The following is a 16,132-nucleotide window of genomic DNA, read 5'->3' on the forward strand; positions in this document are numbered from 1 at the left end:
TCACGTATGGAGGAATAATAACAATGTACTTGCATGGAACGAGCAAAGTTAATGCCCAGGGGCATTTGGAAATCGGCGGCTGCGATGTAACGGAGCTGGCGAAAGAATATGGTACGCCGCTATATATTGTCGATGAGGCGCTTGTGCGTAAGCGTGCGAATGAATATGTGACTGCTTTTCAAAAATCCGGCCTGCAATTCCAAGTGGCCTATGCAAGCAAAGCATTCAGCACAATGGCTATGTGTGCGCTTGCCGAGCAGGAAAACCTGTCGCTTGACGTCGTTTCCGACGGTGAGCTTCATACGGCGCTGAAAGCGGGCTTCCCGGCAGCGCGCATCCACTTTCACGGCAACAATAAATCGCCGGATGAAATCAACATGGCGCTTGATGCAGGCATCGGCTGCTTCGTAGTAGACAATTCTATTGAGCTTAAAGTGCTTAATGCGCTGGCGAAGGACAAAGGCTTGACAGTTAAAATTTTGCTGCGGATTACGCCGGGTGTTGAGGCGCATACGCATGACTATATTTCCACAGGCCAACAGGATTCCAAGTTCGGCTTCGACTTGACGAATGGCGCGGCTAAGCAGGCGATTAAAGAAGCGATGGAGCTGTCCAATCTGGATGTGCTTGGCGTTCATTCCCACATCGGCTCGCAAATTTTTGAAGTAGACGGCTTCAAGATGGCTGTTGAGAAAATGTCGGCGTTTGCGATTGAAATTCGCCAAGACCTTGGCTTGACGTTCCAAGTTATCAACCTTGGCGGCGGCTTCGGCATCCGTTATGTTGACGGAGATTCCCCGCTTCCAGTTGCTCAATACGTGGCAGCGATTACGGATACGCTTATTTCCAGCTTTACAGCAGCGGATTTCCCGCTACCTGAAATTTGGGTTGAGCCAGGCCGCAGCATGGTTGGCGACGCAGGCACAACGCTTTATACCGTTGGAACGAGCAAAGAAATTCCAGGCGTGCGCAAATATATCGCTGTAGACGGCGGCATGATGGATAACCCGCGTCCGGCGCTTTATCAATCCGTTTATGAAGCGGTGCTTGCAAATCGTGCGAACGAAGCGAATGAAGAGACTGTGACCGTAGCGGGCAAAGCTTGCGAAAGCGGCGACAAGCTCATTATTGATCTGGAATTGCCGAAAGCAAACAGCGGCGATCTGCTTGCAGTATTTTGCACAGGCGCTTATAATTATTCGATGGCGAGCAACTACAACCGTTTCCGCCGTCCAGCTGTCGTATTTGTCAAAGATGGCGCGTCTGATCTCGTCGTTCAGCGTGAATCTTTGGACAATATTGTCGGCAATGACTTGCTTCCGGCAAGACTTCGCAAAACAGCCCTTGCGAAATAAGGGTTAAATTTGGTAACGTAGTCTTATTCGGATATAGAAAGGTAGATGTTTAATAGATGGCAAAACAAGCGAAAATTACAATGGCAAACGGAGCAGAGGTTATTATTGACCTTTTTGATCAAGATGCGCCTAACACAGTTGCAAACTTCGAGAAGCTTGCAAACGATGGTTTTTATAATGGTTTGACTTTCCACCGTGTAATCCCGGGCTTCGTTGCTCAAGGCGGCTGCCCTACAGGCAACGGCACTGGCGGACCTGGCTACACCATCAACTGTGAGATCAACCCGAACAAGCATGAGCGCGGTACGCTTGCAATGGCGCATGCTGGACGCAACACAGGCGGAAGCCAATTCTACATCGGCTATGCTCCACAGCCGCATTTGGATGGCGGACACACTGTATTTGGCAAAGTCGCTAAAGGCATGGAGCATGTTGACACGTTCCGCCAAGGCGAAAAAATGGAAAAAGTTGAAATCGTAACGGTTTAATCGTTGCGGAAAGGCCGCTTGTTTTTTCGATTCGTCGGAAAACAAGCGGTTTTTTTATAAAAAAGGGACAGCCTGGCTGTTAAGCTGAGAATCAGTATCGAAATTTCTTGCTTTTTCAATTTTGCGGTGGTAACATTTCATCAGAGTTACATTTTAAAAGTAAGTAACGAGTATTTAATAAAAATAATACAGTGGCTTTCCTTCGGGGTCGGGTGAAATTCCCAACCGGCGGTGATCAGGAGGCTGTCTAAGCGCTTTGAACGTTGAAGCGACAGATATGCTGCCTGTCAGTCCGTGACCCGTGTACATTCCATTCAGAGCGTGTGAACGCATGAGCGGTTTATATACGGCTGACCTGGTGCAATTCCGGGACCGACAGTACAGTCTGGATGGGAGAAGGAGACACTTTCAAGGCGTGATTTCATGCTTATTTGCTTGCACTTTTTTTTGCTGGGCAATTAGGTCTGTTAAAATCGATTATTTGTGTACTTGAAAGCGGGTCTCTAAGATATACTCTCATCTCCGTTGGCTATGTTGCTAATGGAGGTTTTTTGCGTTCATGGATATTTTGAATGACAGTTATTATATGAGCTTGGCACTGGATATGGCAGAGAAAGCGGCTGGGCAGACGGATATTAATCCCGTCGTCGGCTGCGTCGTAGTAAAGGATGGCCGGATTATCGGCCTCGGCACGCATCTCAAGCGGGGAACCGGGCATGCCGAGGTGCATGCGCTGCAAATGGCGGGAGAGGAAGCGGAAGGCGCCACCGCTTATGTGACGCTGGAGCCTTGCAGCCATTTTGGCAAGACGCCTCCTTGCTGCGAAAGGCTCATTGATGCCAAGGTCGCACGGGTAGTCGTGGCTACAACCGATCCGAATCCGCAGGTAGCTGGGCGTGGCCTTGAACGGCTGAAGGAATGCGGCATTGAGGTTGAAGTGGGCCTACTAGGAGAACGCTCCAACCAAATGAATGAGAAATTCAACAAATACATTACGACGAAGCTGCCGTTTGTCACCCTTAAGACAGCGAGCACGCTCGACGGCAAAATCGCTTCCCGCACCGGAGACAGCAGATGGGTAACGGGCAGTGCGGCAAGGGAGCAGGTGCACACGCTGCGCCATCAGCATATGGGCATCATGGTCGGTATCGGCACCGTGCTTGCCGATGATCCCCAGCTGACGACGAGAGCGGACGTACCGGCGCTGCATCCGGTGCGTATAGTCATCGACAGCAGCCTCAAGCTGCCGCTCACCGCGCGTGTAGTGACGGATCGGACAGCAAGGACGATCGTCATTGCAACTGAGCAGGCGGATGAAGCCAAGGCGCAGGAGCTGCTGGCAGCCGGCGTTGAGCTCATTCGGGCAGGCACTGGCAAGCAGGTAGATTTGCCGCAAGCAATGAGAAAGCTTGGCGAGCTGGAAATCGGTTCGATTTTGCTGGAAGGCGGCGGCAAGCTTAATGGCGCGATGCTGACAGCCGGACTCATCGACAAAATCATGCTTTATATGGCGCCTAAAATTATCGGCGGGGCAGCCGCTCCCGGCACCTTTGATTTTGAAGGTTTTGAGAAAATGGCACAGGCGATTGAGCTGGAGCGTATGCAGGTGGAACAAGCGGGGGCTGATATTTGCATTAGCGGCTACCCTGCCTACCGCGATGTTTAGAGAGGAGGGCTGGCCGTGTTTACAGGTCTGATTGAAGAAGTCGGCAAGCTGAAGCGGGTGGTCAAGCAGGGCGAGGCGATGGTAGTAACGATTGGTGCTTCCCGCGTCCTAGAAGGCGTAGCACTTGGTGACAGCATTGCGGTAAACGGCGTATGTCTGACAGTCATCTCCTTTACGGGCAGCACCTTTGATGCCGATGTGATGCCAGAAACGTACCGGCGCTCCAATCTTCACCAGCTGAAGCCCGGCGAGCAGGTCAATCTGGAGCGGGCGATGCTGGCAGGAGGGCGCTTCGGCGGTCATATGGTTCAGGGGCATATTGACGGTACAGGAACCATTGCCAAAAGGGAAACCGATGCCAATGCTGTCATATTCAGCATAAAGCTCCATGATGCGGCAACGCTTAAATATGTCATTCCTAAAGGTTCGATCGCCATTGATGGCATCAGCTTGACGGTTGTCGGGACGAATGATTCAGGCTTCTCAGTATCGGTCATCCCGCATACGCTGGGAGAAACGGCATTACTGGATAAGCGCATAGGCGATTCGGTTAATATCGAATGCGATATGATTGGCAAATATGTGGAGCATTTGCTGCATTTCAAGCCAGCACGCGAGGCTGGAGCGGCGTCCGGCAGCAAAGCCGGCAAGGCTGGCGGAGCAAAGCTGAGTGCTGCTTTTCTTAGTGAAAATGGATTTATGTAATAACGGATAAATGCTAGTTGAAGTGGTGAATGATCAGGGAGGGAAGCTTTATGGGACAGCAGGATCAGCCTTTAGAGAAATCTTTGTTCAATACGATTGAGGAAGCGCTTGAGGATTTGCTGCTTGGCAAGCCCGTTATCGTTGTAGATGATGAGGATCGGGAAAATGAGGGCGACCTCATTGCGCTGGCCTCCATGGCGACGCCTGAAGTCATCAATTTTATGATTACAAAGGCGCGGGGGCTTGTGTGCGTTCCGATTACCGCAGAGCGGGCGGAGCAATTGGAGCTGCCGCCGATGGTAGCGCGTAACACGGATTTTCATGGAACGGCGTTTACCGTTTCCGTTGACCATATTTCCACAACGACCGGCATCTCCGCGCATGAGCGCTCCGAGACGGTCAAGTCGCTTATTGACCCGAATACGAAGGCGGCTGATTTCCGCAAGCCGGGCCACATTTTTCCGCTAATTGCGAAAGATGGCGGCGTGCTAAGACGGGCAGGCCACACAGAGGCGGGTATCGATCTGGCCCTGATGTGCGGCTCGGAGCCGGCAGCGGTCATCTGCGAGGTCATTAATGAAGATGGCACGATGGCAAGATTGCCGGATCTCGTGGCGTTTAAGCATGAGCATGATCTCAAGCTTATTACAATCCAAGAGCTGATTATATACCGCAATGCGAAGGAGAAGCTCGTCGAGCGTGTCGTTGAGGTTAATATGCCAACGGATTTCGGCGATTTCAAAGCCATTGGTTTTACGAATGAAGTAGATGGCAAGGAGCATGTCGCTTTTGTCAAAGGCGAGATTGATCCAGAAACTCCGCTGCTTGTGCGCGTGCACTCGGAATGCTTGACGGGCGATGTGTTCCATTCGCATCGTTGTGATTGCGGGCCGCAGCTTGCGGCAGCGCTGACGCAGATTGAGGAAGCGGGCAATGGCGTGCTGCTCTATATGCGCCAGGAAGGACGCGGAATCGGTCTGATCAACAAGCTGAAAGCTTATGTGCTTCAGGAGCAAGGGCTGGATACGGTCGATGCCAACTTGCAGCTTGGGTTTGCGCCGGACTTGCGGGACTACGGTATTGGAGCACAAATTTTGCGCGATCTCGGCATTCGCAAAATGCGCTTGCTCACCAACAACCCGCGCAAGATTAAAGGGCTGGAAGGCTATGGCCTTGAAGTTACCGAGCGTGTGCCGATTCAAATGGAAGCGAATAAGGACAATGACCGTTATTTGCGGACGAAGCAGGCGAAGCTGGGCCATCTGTTTGATTTTCAGGATCAAAACCAGGAACAACAGTAATATAAAAAAATTATAAAAACCATTTGGGAGGAATTTATTTATGCCGCATGTATATGAGGGACATTTAGTATCGGAAGGTTTGCGTTACGGAATCGTTGTTGGAAGGTTTAACGAATTTATTGCCGGCAAGCTGCTGAGCGGAGCGCTTGATGCATTTAAACGCCATGGCGCTTTGGATAATGAGGTTGAGGTTGCTTGGGTGCCAGGAGCTTTTGAAATTCCGCTTATCGCGCAAAAAATGGCAGAGAGCGGCAAATACGATGCGGTTATTACGCTTGGCGCTGTTATTCGAGGATCAACGCCGCATTTTGATTATGTGTGCAATGAGGCGGCCAAAGGGGTAGCGGCTGTTGGCTTGAAAACGGGCGTACCGACGATTTTTGGCGTATTGACGGTTGATTCCATCGAGCAAGCGATTGAACGCGCAGGAACAAAAGCTGGAAATAAAGGGTATGAAGCAGCTGCTAGTGCAATAGAGATGGCTAATTTGACAAAATTGCTGCATAATTAAGCTTAAGGCTTGCAGCTCGCGAGATGGGCCTCTGAGAAGAGGCCTTTCTATTTTTAAAGCGTAACGAGTGGATGCCGCTAGTGTGTGCTGGCAGCAGCTGTTTACGCTTACGGGTGGCGCAGCGATTTTATCGAAATATAAGAAATTATAAGTTTCACGCTTATAATAGGCTTATATTCCATTGCGAAACGGTAGCTTTGCCGCCAGAGGACGGCTTAGGTCGTTTACGCTTGGTAGATTAGTCGGGAGGAAATGGCAGTGTCAGTGCTTTACAAGCTGGAATCTTTCGAAGGGCCTCTGGATTTGCTGCTGCATTTGATTGATAAAGCAGAAATTGATATTCATGAGGTATCGATCAATGAGATTACAGATCAGTATATGGACTATTTGAATGCAATGACGGAGATGGAGCTTGAGGTAACCAGCGAGTTTTTGGTGATGGCAGCTACGCTGCTGGCCATCAAGAGCAGGCAGCTGCTGCCGAAGCCGCCCGTGTTTGAGGAAGAATATGAGGACTGGCCGGATGATGGCCTTGATCCTCGTGATGAGCTCATTCAGAAGCTCGTGGAATACCGCAAATTCAAGCAAATTGCCGAGCAGCTGCGCGAGAAGGAAACGCAGCGGAGCCTCGTTTTTTCGCGTGAGCCCGAGGACATGACCCCTTTTTTGCAGGAGCAGGACATTAACCCGCTTGAGGGCCTGCATGTGTCTGATCTGGTAGCGGCTTTTCAGCGTGCGCTCAAAAAGGCAGCGAGGCGCCAATTTGTGGCGACCGTGCAGCGGGACGAAATTTCCGTAAAGGATCGGATTCGCGACATAGTTGAGGTGCTGCGGCAGTATGAAACGGTGCAGTTTTCAAAGCTGATTCGTGAAAATATGGATAAGCATGAAATCGTCGTAACCTTTTTGGCGATTTTGGAGTTGATGAAGATGAAGCATATTCGTTGTTTTCAGCATCAGCTGTTTGATGATATTGTCATTCATTGGAGAGGGGATGCAGAAGGCAGTGGATTATCAGAAGTTGAAGTCGATTATTGAGGGCCTGCTGTTCATGGCGGGAGATGAAGGACTGACGAAGCGGCAAATTGCGGATATTATGCAGTTTGATGCCGAGCTTGCTGCCGATTTGGTGTATGAGCTGCACCGGGATTTGGCGCGTGAGGAGCGGGGCGTTCAGGTAACGGAGGTTGCTGGTGCTTATCGGTTGACAACGCATCCTGATCACGCAGCTTATTTTGAGCGGATGGCCTATACGCCAACACGTTCGCAGCTGTCTCAAGCAGCGCTGGAGACGTTATCGATCGTTGCTTACCGCCAGCCGATTACCCGAATTGATATTGAGGAAATTCGCGGTGTCAAAACCGATAGAGCGATTCAGTCGCTCGTTTCTAAAGATTTAATTGAAGAGGTGGGCCGTGCGGAAGCAATAGGACGTCCTATTTTGTACGGCACGACCAAAGCGTTTCTCGATTATTTTGGCTTGTCGAGCATTAAAGCTTTGCCAGAGCCGAAGCACATCGATGTAGAAGACGCCCTTGAAGAACAGACGCAAATGCTGTTTGAACGCATCGGCGAGCGGCAAATGACGATTGACGAGATTCCGCCGAATTAATCAGGCTTGCAGAGAATGAGATTTGACCGCCGGGTCATACTATATTCAATCCATAATAGGAAAACGGAGGAAGCAAAATGCCCGGAAACCTTTACGGCTTGATGACGGCGGCAGGTCTCTTTTTTTTGTTCTTATTGCTGCTGGCCCTTGCTTCGCCGGTGCGTGTATATGGAAAGCTAACTAGGAAAGGCGAGCTTGACCATATCGATGTGCGAATCGTAGGACTGTACGGGCTGCTGCACTATAAGGTGAAGATCCCGCAGATGAAATTGCAGGGGGCGACGATTCGGCTGCATGAGCAAATTAGTACCAACCGTGCGGGCGTCCAGCATTCCAAAGAGCATCAGGGGAAAATTGACGCCGAAAATGTACAGCGGTTTATAGAAAAACTGAAGCACGCGCTGGAAGTAACCGATAATTTGCGAGGCTGGGTCAAGCAACTGCTAAAAAAGGTGCAATTGACCGAATGGAAATGGTCGACAACGGTTGGGGTTGGAGACGCGATGTGGACGGCCATGACGACAGGGGCAGTATGGTCGATTAAAACGACGATGCTGGGCGTCATCTCACAATTCGTGCTGCTTAAAGCCGATCCGGTGCTCCAGGTGCAGCCAGTGTACCAAGGAACTTATTTTCAAACGGAATGGCATTGTACGGCTAAGCTCAGCATGTTCCATGCGGTGAGATCGTGGCTGGCTTTGCTGCTGAGACTCAAAAAAGGCTCGCACGGCATTCACGTGTGGCACCATATATTGTTTAAATAATGGATGAGCGATTTAAAATATTTCATGGGCAAGCAAAACCATCTCCTTCAAAAGGGGCATGGTTTTGCTTTTTTTTAATTACATACAATGCACGGCCGCGGGAAACATTATTAGCGTAGCCTGCGTTAAATTGATTTGGACAATTAGGAGGAGATGTTGTGCAAGAGCATCCAATACAAGGCCTTATGCAGACAGCAATGGAAAATATTAAAGAAATGGTCGACGTCAATACGATTGTTGGCGACCCTGTGCAAACGCCAGATGGCAGCATTATTATGCCGATCAGCAAGGTCGGATTTGGATTTGTTGCAGGCGGCAGCGATATGCGGTTCAGCGGCGACAGCTCGGATTCGTCCAGCAGCTCCGATGACAGTCACAAAGCTACTGTAGCAACTCCTTTTGGCGGGGGAAGCGGCGGCGGCGTATCCATCACGCCAATTGCCTTCCTCGTTGTCGGCACCCAAGGCGTCAAAATCGTGCCGCTCGACAACAACACGCATCTGCTGGAGCGGATTATTGATTCGACACCGTATGTATTTGACAAGGTGCAATCGATGATACGAAGCTCGTCCAGCGGCGCAAGCCAATTAACTGGCACCAATATGAATTCAGGCTATATGAGCACAACCGACTCAACCATTATTTAAGGCCAGAGCTGCCCGCAAGGGCAGTTTTTCGTTTAAAGTATAAAATTTAAAAGTTAAGCCTATATAGATATTGTAATATTGCTTCGCTCATTAGGTACTGGAGCGTTAGCTAGGGCGTAAGCCGGCTGCACTTTACAGTCTTATTTTTCCGAGACAAGCATATAGTGTACAAGGCGTTTAAAAGTCTGTGGGAAAGTCCTTCCTTGTTTATCAGACTTACACACAGGAAAGGGGCCGCGAAGAATGATTAGCATTGTGAAAATAGCTCGGATATTGCTTTTGTTAGGTTTGGCGTTCTGCTTGACAGGGACAAGCCTGCCAGCGCCAGGCTACGCGGCTGAACCAGAACCGCTGAGCACACATGCATCAGCGTCGGCGCTGATTGATGTCACCTCGGGCAGATTGCTCTACAGCGAGGACGGAGACAAGCCGATGCTTATAGCCAGCTTAACCAAAATTATGACCGCAATCGTAGCGATAGAGCATGGCAACCTGTCAGGCACCGTCAAGACGGGCAAGCGTGCGGTAGGCAAGGAAGGGTCCTCGATTTATTTGCAGCTTAATGAAGAAATGAAATTGCAGGACATGCTCTATGGCCTCATGCTGCGCTCGGGAAATGATGCAGCAACCGCAATTGCCGAGCATGTCGGCGGTTCAGAGGAGGGCTTCGTCGTGCTGATGAATGAAAAAGCTGCTTTTCTGGGAATGAATAACTCCCAATTTAAAAACCCGCATGGCCTTGATGAGGAAGGACATTATTCCTCCGCTAACGATCTTGCCAAGCTGGCAGCTTATGCGCTGCGCAATCCCGTGTTTGCCAAAATTGTCAGCACACCGGTCAAGCAGGTTCCAAACCCGCATGAGCAGTGGCAGTACAAATGGGTGAACAAAAATAAAATGCTCCAAATGTATGAGGGAGCAGACGGTGTTAAAACCGGCTACACCAAGCAGGCGCTGCGCTGCCTTGTCAGCTCTGCTACCCGTGATGGTCAGCAGCTGGCAGCTGTCACTCTTAGCGATGGAGACGATTGGGCTGATCATCGCCATATGCTTGATTGGGGCTTCGAGCATTATCCGCTAGCCCAAATCGCGGGTAGAGGGCAGGCGCTTGCCGGCTATCCTTACGCTGTAGGGCAAAGCTTCAGCTACCCCTTAACGGAGGAGGAAAAAGGCCAGCTGACTTCGCGGCTTGTCGTAGTAAATGCGGCAACGACGCGTTATGCATTAGGCGAAAGAGGAACGCTGGAGTGGTATATGAACGGGGCGAAAATAGGAGCTGTACCAATCTATAATACGGGCAGCAGCAGACTGGCGCTTCCGGAGCGCAAAAAGGCCGAAGCGGATGCTTTTTTCAACGATGGGCTAAGGAAAGAAAGTTATTTGGCGGCGGCTGGCGAAGCCATTCGGGCGTTGTTTAGTTGATATACGTCTGCGGTATACCACTTTAAATTGAATCTGAAACGGCTGCTTCGTGATTGAGATGAAAGCCGCCGTTTACGCTTGACTGCTTGGGGAGGCGGGAAGCATGGTTAATTTTATTTGGCTGTTTTTAATTGTCATCAGCGTCGTCGTCGGTGCTTTTAATGGCAAAATCGATGCAGTAGCCGGAGCCGCGTTCACAGGAGCGCAGGCCGGCGTGACGATCAGCTTTGGGTTGATCAGCATTATGGTGTTTTGGTTAGGCATGATGCGAATAGCGGAGGATGCCGGGCTGTTGAAAAAAATGGCACAGCTGCTCGGTCCCGTCGTCCGCTTTCTATTTCCCGATGTGCCCAAAAACCATCCGGCACTGGGCTATATTATGAGCAACCTCAGTGCCAATCTCTTCGGACTAGGCAACGCAGCAACGCCTATGGGCATTAAGGCCATGCAGGAGCTGCAGAAGCTGAGCCCGGATCCGGCCGTAGCCACTCCGGCCATGTGCACGCTGCTCGCGCTAAATACGTCCAGCATTACGCTTATTCCTACGACATTAATTGCGATACGCATGAATTACGGCTCCGCGAATCCGGCGGAAATCGTCGGCACGACGCTCGCCGCAACGTTTATTGCCACCACCGCAGCGATTGCAGCTGATCGCTGGTACCGCAGCAGGCAAAAGCCGCCTATAATTAAAGGCCCATCCCAGCATATTGCTCCTTCATCCAAGCCAGGAGCTGCGGCAGCTTCGGGGGGAGGTGGCGGCGTTGCTTGACGCTTTTACAAGAGCATCGGCATGGTTGATACCCGCTATTATCGTATTTATTCCGCTTTATGCGGCTTTTCGCAAAGTGCCCGTCTATGAGACCTTTACAGAAGGAGCTAAGGACGGCTTCGGTACGGCCATTGCAATTATTCCCCATCTCGTCGGGATGATGGTCGCAATCAGCATGTTTCGCGCTTCTGGCGCGATGGATTTTATGATTGGCGCCGTTCGTCCGTTGTTCGATTGGCTCAGCATACCGAGCGAGGTATTGCCGCTAGCGGTACTCAGGCCGTTGACGGGTGCAGGGTCGCTTGCTTTTACCGCAGACCTGATTCAAACCTATGGACCGGATTCGATGATTGGCCGGATTGCGTCTACCATTCAAGGAAGCACGGATACGACGCTTTATGTGCTGACCGTTTATTTTGGCGCTATCGGCATTCGAAAAACGAAATATGCGCTTAAAGTGGGCTTGTTTTCCGATCTAATCGGTTTTTTGGCGGCAATTTTCATTTGCATGTACATATTCGGTTAACAGTGCTTGTGCTTTGCGCCTCATATCGTTATGATAAAGTTTGAGGTGAAAGTATTGGAACGTTTACAGAAAATATTAGCGCAAGCGGGCATCGCATCCCGAAGAAAATGCGAGGAAATGATTTTGGCCGGAGTGGTTGAAGTCAATGGCGAGAAAGTGACCGAGCTTGGTGTGAAAGCAGACCCTGCTGTTGATGTCATTCTCGTGAATGGCAAGCCGATCCGAAATGAGAAAAAAGTGTATGTGATGCTGAATAAGCCAAAGGGCGTTATTACGAGTGCGAGCGATCCGCAAGGCCGCAAAATCGTCTCTGACTATTTGCCAGGCATCAGAGAGCGCGTGTATCCGGTAGGCCGCTTGGACTATGATACGGAAGGGCTGCTGCTGCTGACGAATGACGGCGAGTTCGCCAATCTTCTAACGCATCCGAGCCATCATGTACCGAAAACCTATTATGCGACAGTAAAAGGCGTGCCTCACGGAACGCTGCTGGATCAATTGAAGAAGGGCGTTAAGCTTGAAGACGGCATGACCGCTCCTGCTGAGGTTGAGTACCAGGATGTTAATACGGAAGAGAATACATCGACTGTCCGTATTACCATTTATGAAGGCCGCAATCGCCAGGTTAGACGGATGTTCGAAGCGATTAACCATCCTGTCGTTCGCTTGAGAAGGGTGAAGTTCGGCGAGCTGGGCTTGCATAATTTGGCAAGGGGGCAATTCCGCCATCTGACGCCTGTAGAAGTGAAGGAGCTGCGCGAAGCTGCTCGCAAGTCACATAAAGTTCATAAAAAGTAGACGGCGGCAGCGGCAATTGCCGCCAGCTTTTCGTTATAATGGAACTAACTATGTTGACACACTAACCGAAATGCAGGTGATGAAAGCCCTATGAAATCGTCACGCAAAATTATGCAAATCGTCATATTGTCAGCCGTGCTTATTATCGGAGGGTATGCGATTGGAACAACCTTGTTTGCTTCGGGCGAAAGCGGGGGCATTCCGAAGGTGGGCGGCACACCGCCGGAGTTTAAGCTTGTAGATTTGCAGGGCAACGTGCACCAGTTGTCCGATTATAAGGGCAAAGCGATCGTCGTTAATTTCTGGGGAACGTTCTGCCCGCCATGCGTGAAGGAAATGCCGGAATTCGAACGTCAATTTGCCAAATGGCAAAACGATGGCCTCGAAATTCTGGCTATTAATTTGAGTGAGGATACACTCACCGTCAACAATTTCGTCCGCCAGTTTGAGCTGAACTATCCGATATTGCGCGATGTTGACCGGAAGACGGAGCGGAAGTACGGACTAAGGTCGTATCCGACTACTTTTTTCGTTAAGCCGGATGGCACCATTATGGATATTACAGTTGGCGGAATGACAGAGGAATACATCGATGAGCGTATCGAGAAGCTGTTAACGTATTAGGAGGTTTCTTCCGTGTTATCTATACATAACACCAAGTGTGAATGCGGGCATCAGAACGCGGTTGGAACTGTGCTGTGCGAAAGCTGCGGCAAGCCGCTTATGGAGGACCAGCAGCAAAGTGAGCCGCTGGAAATGCGTTATGACGGCATTGCCCGGCGGTCGCAGAAAAAAAACCAAAATCCGATCGACCGGATTTGGAGTTTTTTTTCTTCCGTCAAAATTGCGATTTATTTGATCGTACTGACGTTTCTCGGCGCTTCTCTCGGAACGATTTACCCGCAGGAAAACACGTTTATTAACAATTTTGATATTGCCGCTTATTATGAAAGTACATACGGCACCCCAGGGAAAATTTATCATATGCTGGGGTTGTCGCACACGTATGAGTCCTGGTGGTTCATTACGCTGCTTGTAATGATCGGAACGTCGCTCGTCATTTGCAGCCTGGACCGGATATTGCCGCTATATCGGGCACTGAGCAAGCAGCAAATTCGCAAGCATCTCCAGTTCATCAATCGGCAGAAGACGGTTTATTCCGCAAAAGTGGACGAGCCTGCCGAAGCATGGGTGGAGCAGTTTGCAGCTCAGCTAAAGCGGAAGCGCTACCGCGTTCATATGGACGGTTCAGCGCTGCTGGCGGAGAAAAACCGATTTAGTAGATGGGGGCCTTATATTAATCATATCGGCCTTATTTTGTTTCTGCTCTCGATACTCGCCCGCAGCTTGCCAGGCTGGCAAATGGACAGTTATATTTCCGTTGCTGACGGCGCGACCGTACCGATTGAAGGCACCAACTATTTTGTCAAAAATGAAAAGTTTACCGTTGATTTTTATACGGATGACGAGCTTCCGCCAGAGCTGAAGGGACAAGCTAGGGCGAAGCTCTATGAAACGGCGGCTGTCCTTTATACGTGTACAAGCGGCTGCGAGGCTGGCGAGACGCCGGTGCTGGAGGAAGTAGCCAAACATGATATTATCGTCAACAGCCCGCTGAAGTATAAGGGCTTGAAGCTTTATCAGTTTGACTTCGACCTGACGCCCAAGCTGATCAGCGTCAAGCCGATGCTGATCAACAAAGAGACCGGCGAGAAATACGGGCCGTTTGAGCTGATGATGAAGGATGCGGAGCTAAATTATGAGCTGGGTCCTTACAAGATGCGGCTGATCGCCAATTACATGGATTTTGCAGTTGGCGAGAACGGCGAACCGACGACGCTTGGACGTGAGCCGAATGCGCCAGCATTCGTCTTTCTGATTACCGGGCCGGGACTGCCTGAAGCGGGGCAGCCTTACATGTATTTCCCGATGCAGAAGGACAAGGAGAAGTTTGGGCAAGATCAAATTAATGGCGCTTTAGCAAGCAAGTTTGAGATTAAGGTCGACGGAATGCAAAATGTCAACTTCTCAGAAGCTTCTACTTCGCTTAACGTTCGTGTGGACAAGGCGTTGAACTTCGTCTGGGTCGGCGCAGCTATTTCAATGATTGGCCTATTGATGGGCTCCTATTGGCAGCATCGCAGAATTTGGCTGCGCATTGACGATGGCCAGCTGTCGCTTGGCGCACACACGAATAAAAACTGGTACGGCATGCGGGCGGATGTGGCGGGCGCGCTTCAAAAAATTGGCGTGGCCGTAGATCCAAAGTCGCTAGATAACGGAGGGAATAACGCGTGAGTTTAGTTGATTTGAGCAGTGATGCTTTTATAGCCGCTTTTTTTCTGTATTGCTTTGCCTTTTTATTTTATGTCATTGCGATTGCGGGGAAAAAGTGGAGCAACCGCGATCCGTTTCAGCATGAGAAGCGCTGGGGACGCATCGCGTTTATAACCTCAAGCTTGGGGCTTGCCGCCCATCTGACCTTCTTCTTCACACGATGGGCAGGAAGCGGTCAAATTCCAACGAGTAATATGTACGAATTTATGACCTTCCTCGGCATGGCGATTATGATTGCTTTTACGATCATATATGCGATTTATCGTAAGGCGCTGCTGGGCATGTTCTCCCTGCCGCTAACGGTTATTATTGTGGCCTATGCTTCGGTTTTTCCACAAGAGGTTCAGCCGCTTATTCCAGCGCTTAACTCGATTTGGCTTAAAGTGCATGTCACGACAGCTGCGCTCGGCGAAGCCTTTTTTGCCGTCGGTTTTGCTGCAGGGCTTATGTATTTGCTGCGGGTTGTTGATTTTAAAAGCGAGACGAAGGAAGCGCGGAGATCGCGTTTTTGGGTCGAATTTTCGCTATATACGATTATTATTATTATTGGTTTTCTCGTTGCGGTATTTGGTTTCCGCTCCGCTGGTTATGAAGCACAGTTCTCGCAAGAGCTGTCGACAATCGACTCTAAAGGGATTGAGTCGTCTAAAGTCGAAACGGTTGATTATACGCTGCCTCCAATTGTGAAGCCTTATAACAGCCAGGTCGTCCATGCTGACAGCTTCCTCGGCATGACGGATACGAAGCTTGAGGCACCATCATGGATGAACGGCGTTAATGCCGGCCGCAAGCTCAATACGGTTATTTGGTCGATTATAGCCGGAACAATTTTGTATGGCTTGCTTCGCCTCGTATTCCGCAAGCCGCTTGGCGCAGTCATTCATCCAGTCATGGAGGGTGTTGACCCGGATGATCTGGATGAAATCAGCTATCGCGCCATTGCGATAGGCTTTCCAATTTTCACGCTCGGTGCGCTCATCTTTGCCATGATATGGGCCAATATTGCATGGGGCCGATTTTGGGGATGGGACCCGAAGGAAGTTTGGGCGCTTATTTCCTGGCTTTACTACAGTGCTTATTTGCATTTCAGATTGTCGCGCGGTTGGCAGGGCCTGCGGTCCTCTTGGCTCGCGGTCATCGGCTTCGTCGTTATTTTGTTTACGCTCATTGGCGTAAATCTGGTAATAGCGGGCCTTCATTCTTACGCGGGAACGAATTAATCGCGATT

At 50.2% G+C, this 16,132-nt stretch carries 17 protein-coding genes and 1 riboswitch; all 17 genes read left to right on the forward strand.

Annotation, left to right across the window (positions count from 1 at the left end):
• The first annotated feature begins 23 nt into the window (after positions 1–23).
• The 17 genes from lysA (at position 24) to ccsA (ending at position 16,124) form a co-directional block, all read left to right on the forward strand.
• Positions 24–1,355 carry a diaminopimelate decarboxylase gene (lysA, locus tag BBD42_RS22065; protein ID WP_099519898.1) on the forward strand — a complete coding sequence of 444 codons (1,332 nt, stop codon included), beginning with the start codon at positions 24–26 and terminating at the stop codon, positions 1,353–1,355.
• A 56-nt stretch (positions 1,356–1,411) separates the two neighbouring features.
• Complete coding sequence (locus BBD42_RS22070; RefSeq protein WP_056028903.1) at positions 1,412–1,843, forward strand: peptidylprolyl isomerase; 432 nt, start codon at positions 1,412–1,414, stop codon at positions 1,841–1,843.
• A gap of 194 nt (positions 1,844–2,037) precedes the next feature.
• Positions 2,038–2,248, forward strand: a riboswitch (FMN riboswitch).
• A 154-nt stretch (positions 2,249–2,402) separates the two neighbouring features.
• A complete protein-coding gene (gene ribD / locus BBD42_RS22075; protein ID WP_099519899.1) occupies positions 2,403–3,509 on the forward strand; it encodes a bifunctional diaminohydroxyphosphoribosylaminopyrimidine deaminase/5-amino-6-(5-phosphoribosylamino)uracil reductase RibD in 1,107 nt (368 codons plus the stop codon).
• 15 nt (positions 3,510–3,524) lie between these two features.
• On the forward strand, positions 3,525–4,214 hold the full coding sequence (gene ribE, locus BBD42_RS22080) for a riboflavin synthase (RefSeq protein ID WP_099519900.1): 690 nt from the start codon (positions 3,525–3,527) through the stop codon (positions 4,212–4,214).
• 50 nt (positions 4,215–4,264) lie between these two features.
• On the forward strand, positions 4,265–5,515 hold the full coding sequence (locus tag BBD42_RS22085) for a bifunctional 3,4-dihydroxy-2-butanone-4-phosphate synthase/GTP cyclohydrolase II (RefSeq protein WP_099519901.1): 1,251 nt from the start codon (positions 4,265–4,267) through the stop codon (positions 5,513–5,515).
• A gap of 40 nt (positions 5,516–5,555) precedes the next feature.
• The gene (gene ribH / locus BBD42_RS22090; RefSeq protein ID WP_056028895.1) at positions 5,556–6,026 is read left to right on the forward strand and encodes a 6,7-dimethyl-8-ribityllumazine synthase; all 471 of its coding nucleotides are present in this window, start codon (positions 5,556–5,558) and stop codon (positions 6,024–6,026) included.
• Positions 6,027–6,284: 258 nt separating this feature from the next.
• Positions 6,285–7,064: a segregation and condensation protein A gene (locus tag BBD42_RS22095; RefSeq protein ID WP_099519902.1), complete on the forward strand. Its 780-nt coding sequence runs from the start codon at positions 6,285–6,287 to the stop codon at positions 7,062–7,064.
• A complete protein-coding gene (gene scpB, locus BBD42_RS22100; RefSeq protein WP_046231988.1) occupies positions 7,033–7,638 on the forward strand; it encodes an SMC-Scp complex subunit ScpB in 606 nt (201 codons plus the stop codon). The genes BBD42_RS22095 and scpB overlap by 32 nt, the downstream gene beginning before the upstream one ends.
• Before the next feature lie 77 nt (positions 7,639–7,715).
• Positions 7,716–8,402 carry a DUF2953 domain-containing protein gene (locus BBD42_RS22105; RefSeq protein WP_099519903.1) on the forward strand — a complete coding sequence of 229 codons (687 nt, stop codon included), beginning with the start codon at positions 7,716–7,718 and terminating at the stop codon, positions 8,400–8,402.
• Between the two features lie 158 nt (positions 8,403–8,560).
• Complete coding sequence (ytfJ, locus tag BBD42_RS22110; RefSeq protein ID WP_099519904.1) at positions 8,561–9,049, forward strand: GerW family sporulation protein; 489 nt, start codon at positions 8,561–8,563, stop codon at positions 9,047–9,049.
• 243 nt (positions 9,050–9,292) lie between these two features.
• Positions 9,293–10,471, forward strand: coding sequence for a D-alanyl-D-alanine carboxypeptidase family protein (locus BBD42_RS22115; protein ID WP_099519905.1), 1,179 nt, complete (start codon positions 9,293–9,295; stop codon positions 10,469–10,471).
• A 103-nt stretch (positions 10,472–10,574) separates the two neighbouring features.
• Positions 10,575–11,243, forward strand: coding sequence for a nucleoside recognition domain-containing protein (locus BBD42_RS22120; protein WP_099519906.1), 669 nt, complete (start codon positions 10,575–10,577; stop codon positions 11,241–11,243).
• Complete coding sequence (locus tag BBD42_RS22125; RefSeq protein WP_056028883.1) at positions 11,236–11,769, forward strand: spore maturation protein; 534 nt, start codon at positions 11,236–11,238, stop codon at positions 11,767–11,769. Before BBD42_RS22120 ends, BBD42_RS22125 begins: the two co-directional genes overlap by 8 nt.
• 54 nt (positions 11,770–11,823) lie before the next feature.
• Entirely contained in the window at positions 11,824–12,567 is a 744-nt protein-coding gene (locus BBD42_RS22130; RefSeq protein WP_046231994.1) for a pseudouridine synthase, read from the forward strand.
• Positions 12,568–12,657: 90 nt separating this feature from the next.
• Positions 12,658–13,191 (forward strand): redoxin domain-containing protein, encoded by a 534-nt coding sequence (locus tag BBD42_RS22135; RefSeq protein WP_099519907.1) that lies wholly within the window; start codon positions 12,658–12,660, stop codon positions 13,189–13,191.
• A 12-nt stretch (positions 13,192–13,203) separates the two neighbouring features.
• The gene (gene resB / locus BBD42_RS22140; protein WP_237163194.1) at positions 13,204–14,865 is read left to right on the forward strand and encodes a cytochrome c biogenesis protein ResB; all 1,662 of its coding nucleotides are present in this window, start codon (positions 13,204–13,206) and stop codon (positions 14,863–14,865) included.
• Positions 14,862–16,124, forward strand: coding sequence for a cytochrome c biogenesis protein CcsA (ccsA, locus tag BBD42_RS22145; protein WP_056028879.1), 1,263 nt, complete (start codon positions 14,862–14,864; stop codon positions 16,122–16,124). The genes resB and ccsA overlap by 4 nt, the downstream gene beginning before the upstream one ends.
• Positions 16,125–16,132 lie beyond the last annotated feature (8 nt).

This window comes from Paenibacillus sp. BIHB 4019, from assembly GCF_002741035.1.
Lineage (GTDB): Bacteria > Bacillota > Bacilli > Paenibacillales > Paenibacillaceae > Pristimantibacillus.

Bases quoted from the DNA above. Each gene is read 5' to 3' on its own strand.
- ribD (WP_099519899.1), top strand. From the start codon at position 2,403: ATGGATATTTTGAATGACAGTTATTATATGAGCTTGGCACTGGATATG.
- BBD42_RS22105 (WP_099519903.1), top strand. From the start codon at position 7,716: ATGCCCGGAAACCTTTACGGCTTGATGACGGCGGCAGGTCTCTTTTTT.
- BBD42_RS22120 (WP_099519906.1), top strand. From the start codon at position 10,575: ATGGTTAATTTTATTTGGCTGTTTTTAATTGTCATCAGCGTCGTCGTC.
- BBD42_RS22085 (WP_099519901.1), top strand. From the start codon at position 4,265: ATGGGACAGCAGGATCAGCCTTTAGAGAAATCTTTGTTCAATACGATT.
- ribH (WP_056028895.1), top strand. From the start codon at position 5,556: ATGCCGCATGTATATGAGGGACATTTAGTATCGGAAGGTTTGCGTTAC.
- lysA (WP_099519898.1), top strand. From the start codon at position 24: ATGTACTTGCATGGAACGAGCAAAGTTAATGCCCAGGGGCATTTGGAA.
- BBD42_RS22070 (WP_056028903.1), top strand. From the start codon at position 1,412: ATGGCAAAACAAGCGAAAATTACAATGGCAAACGGAGCAGAGGTTATT.
- BBD42_RS22115 (WP_099519905.1), top strand. From the start codon at position 9,293: ATGATTAGCATTGTGAAAATAGCTCGGATATTGCTTTTGTTAGGTTTG.
- BBD42_RS22135 (WP_099519907.1), top strand. From the start codon at position 12,658: ATGAAATCGTCACGCAAAATTATGCAAATCGTCATATTGTCAGCCGTG.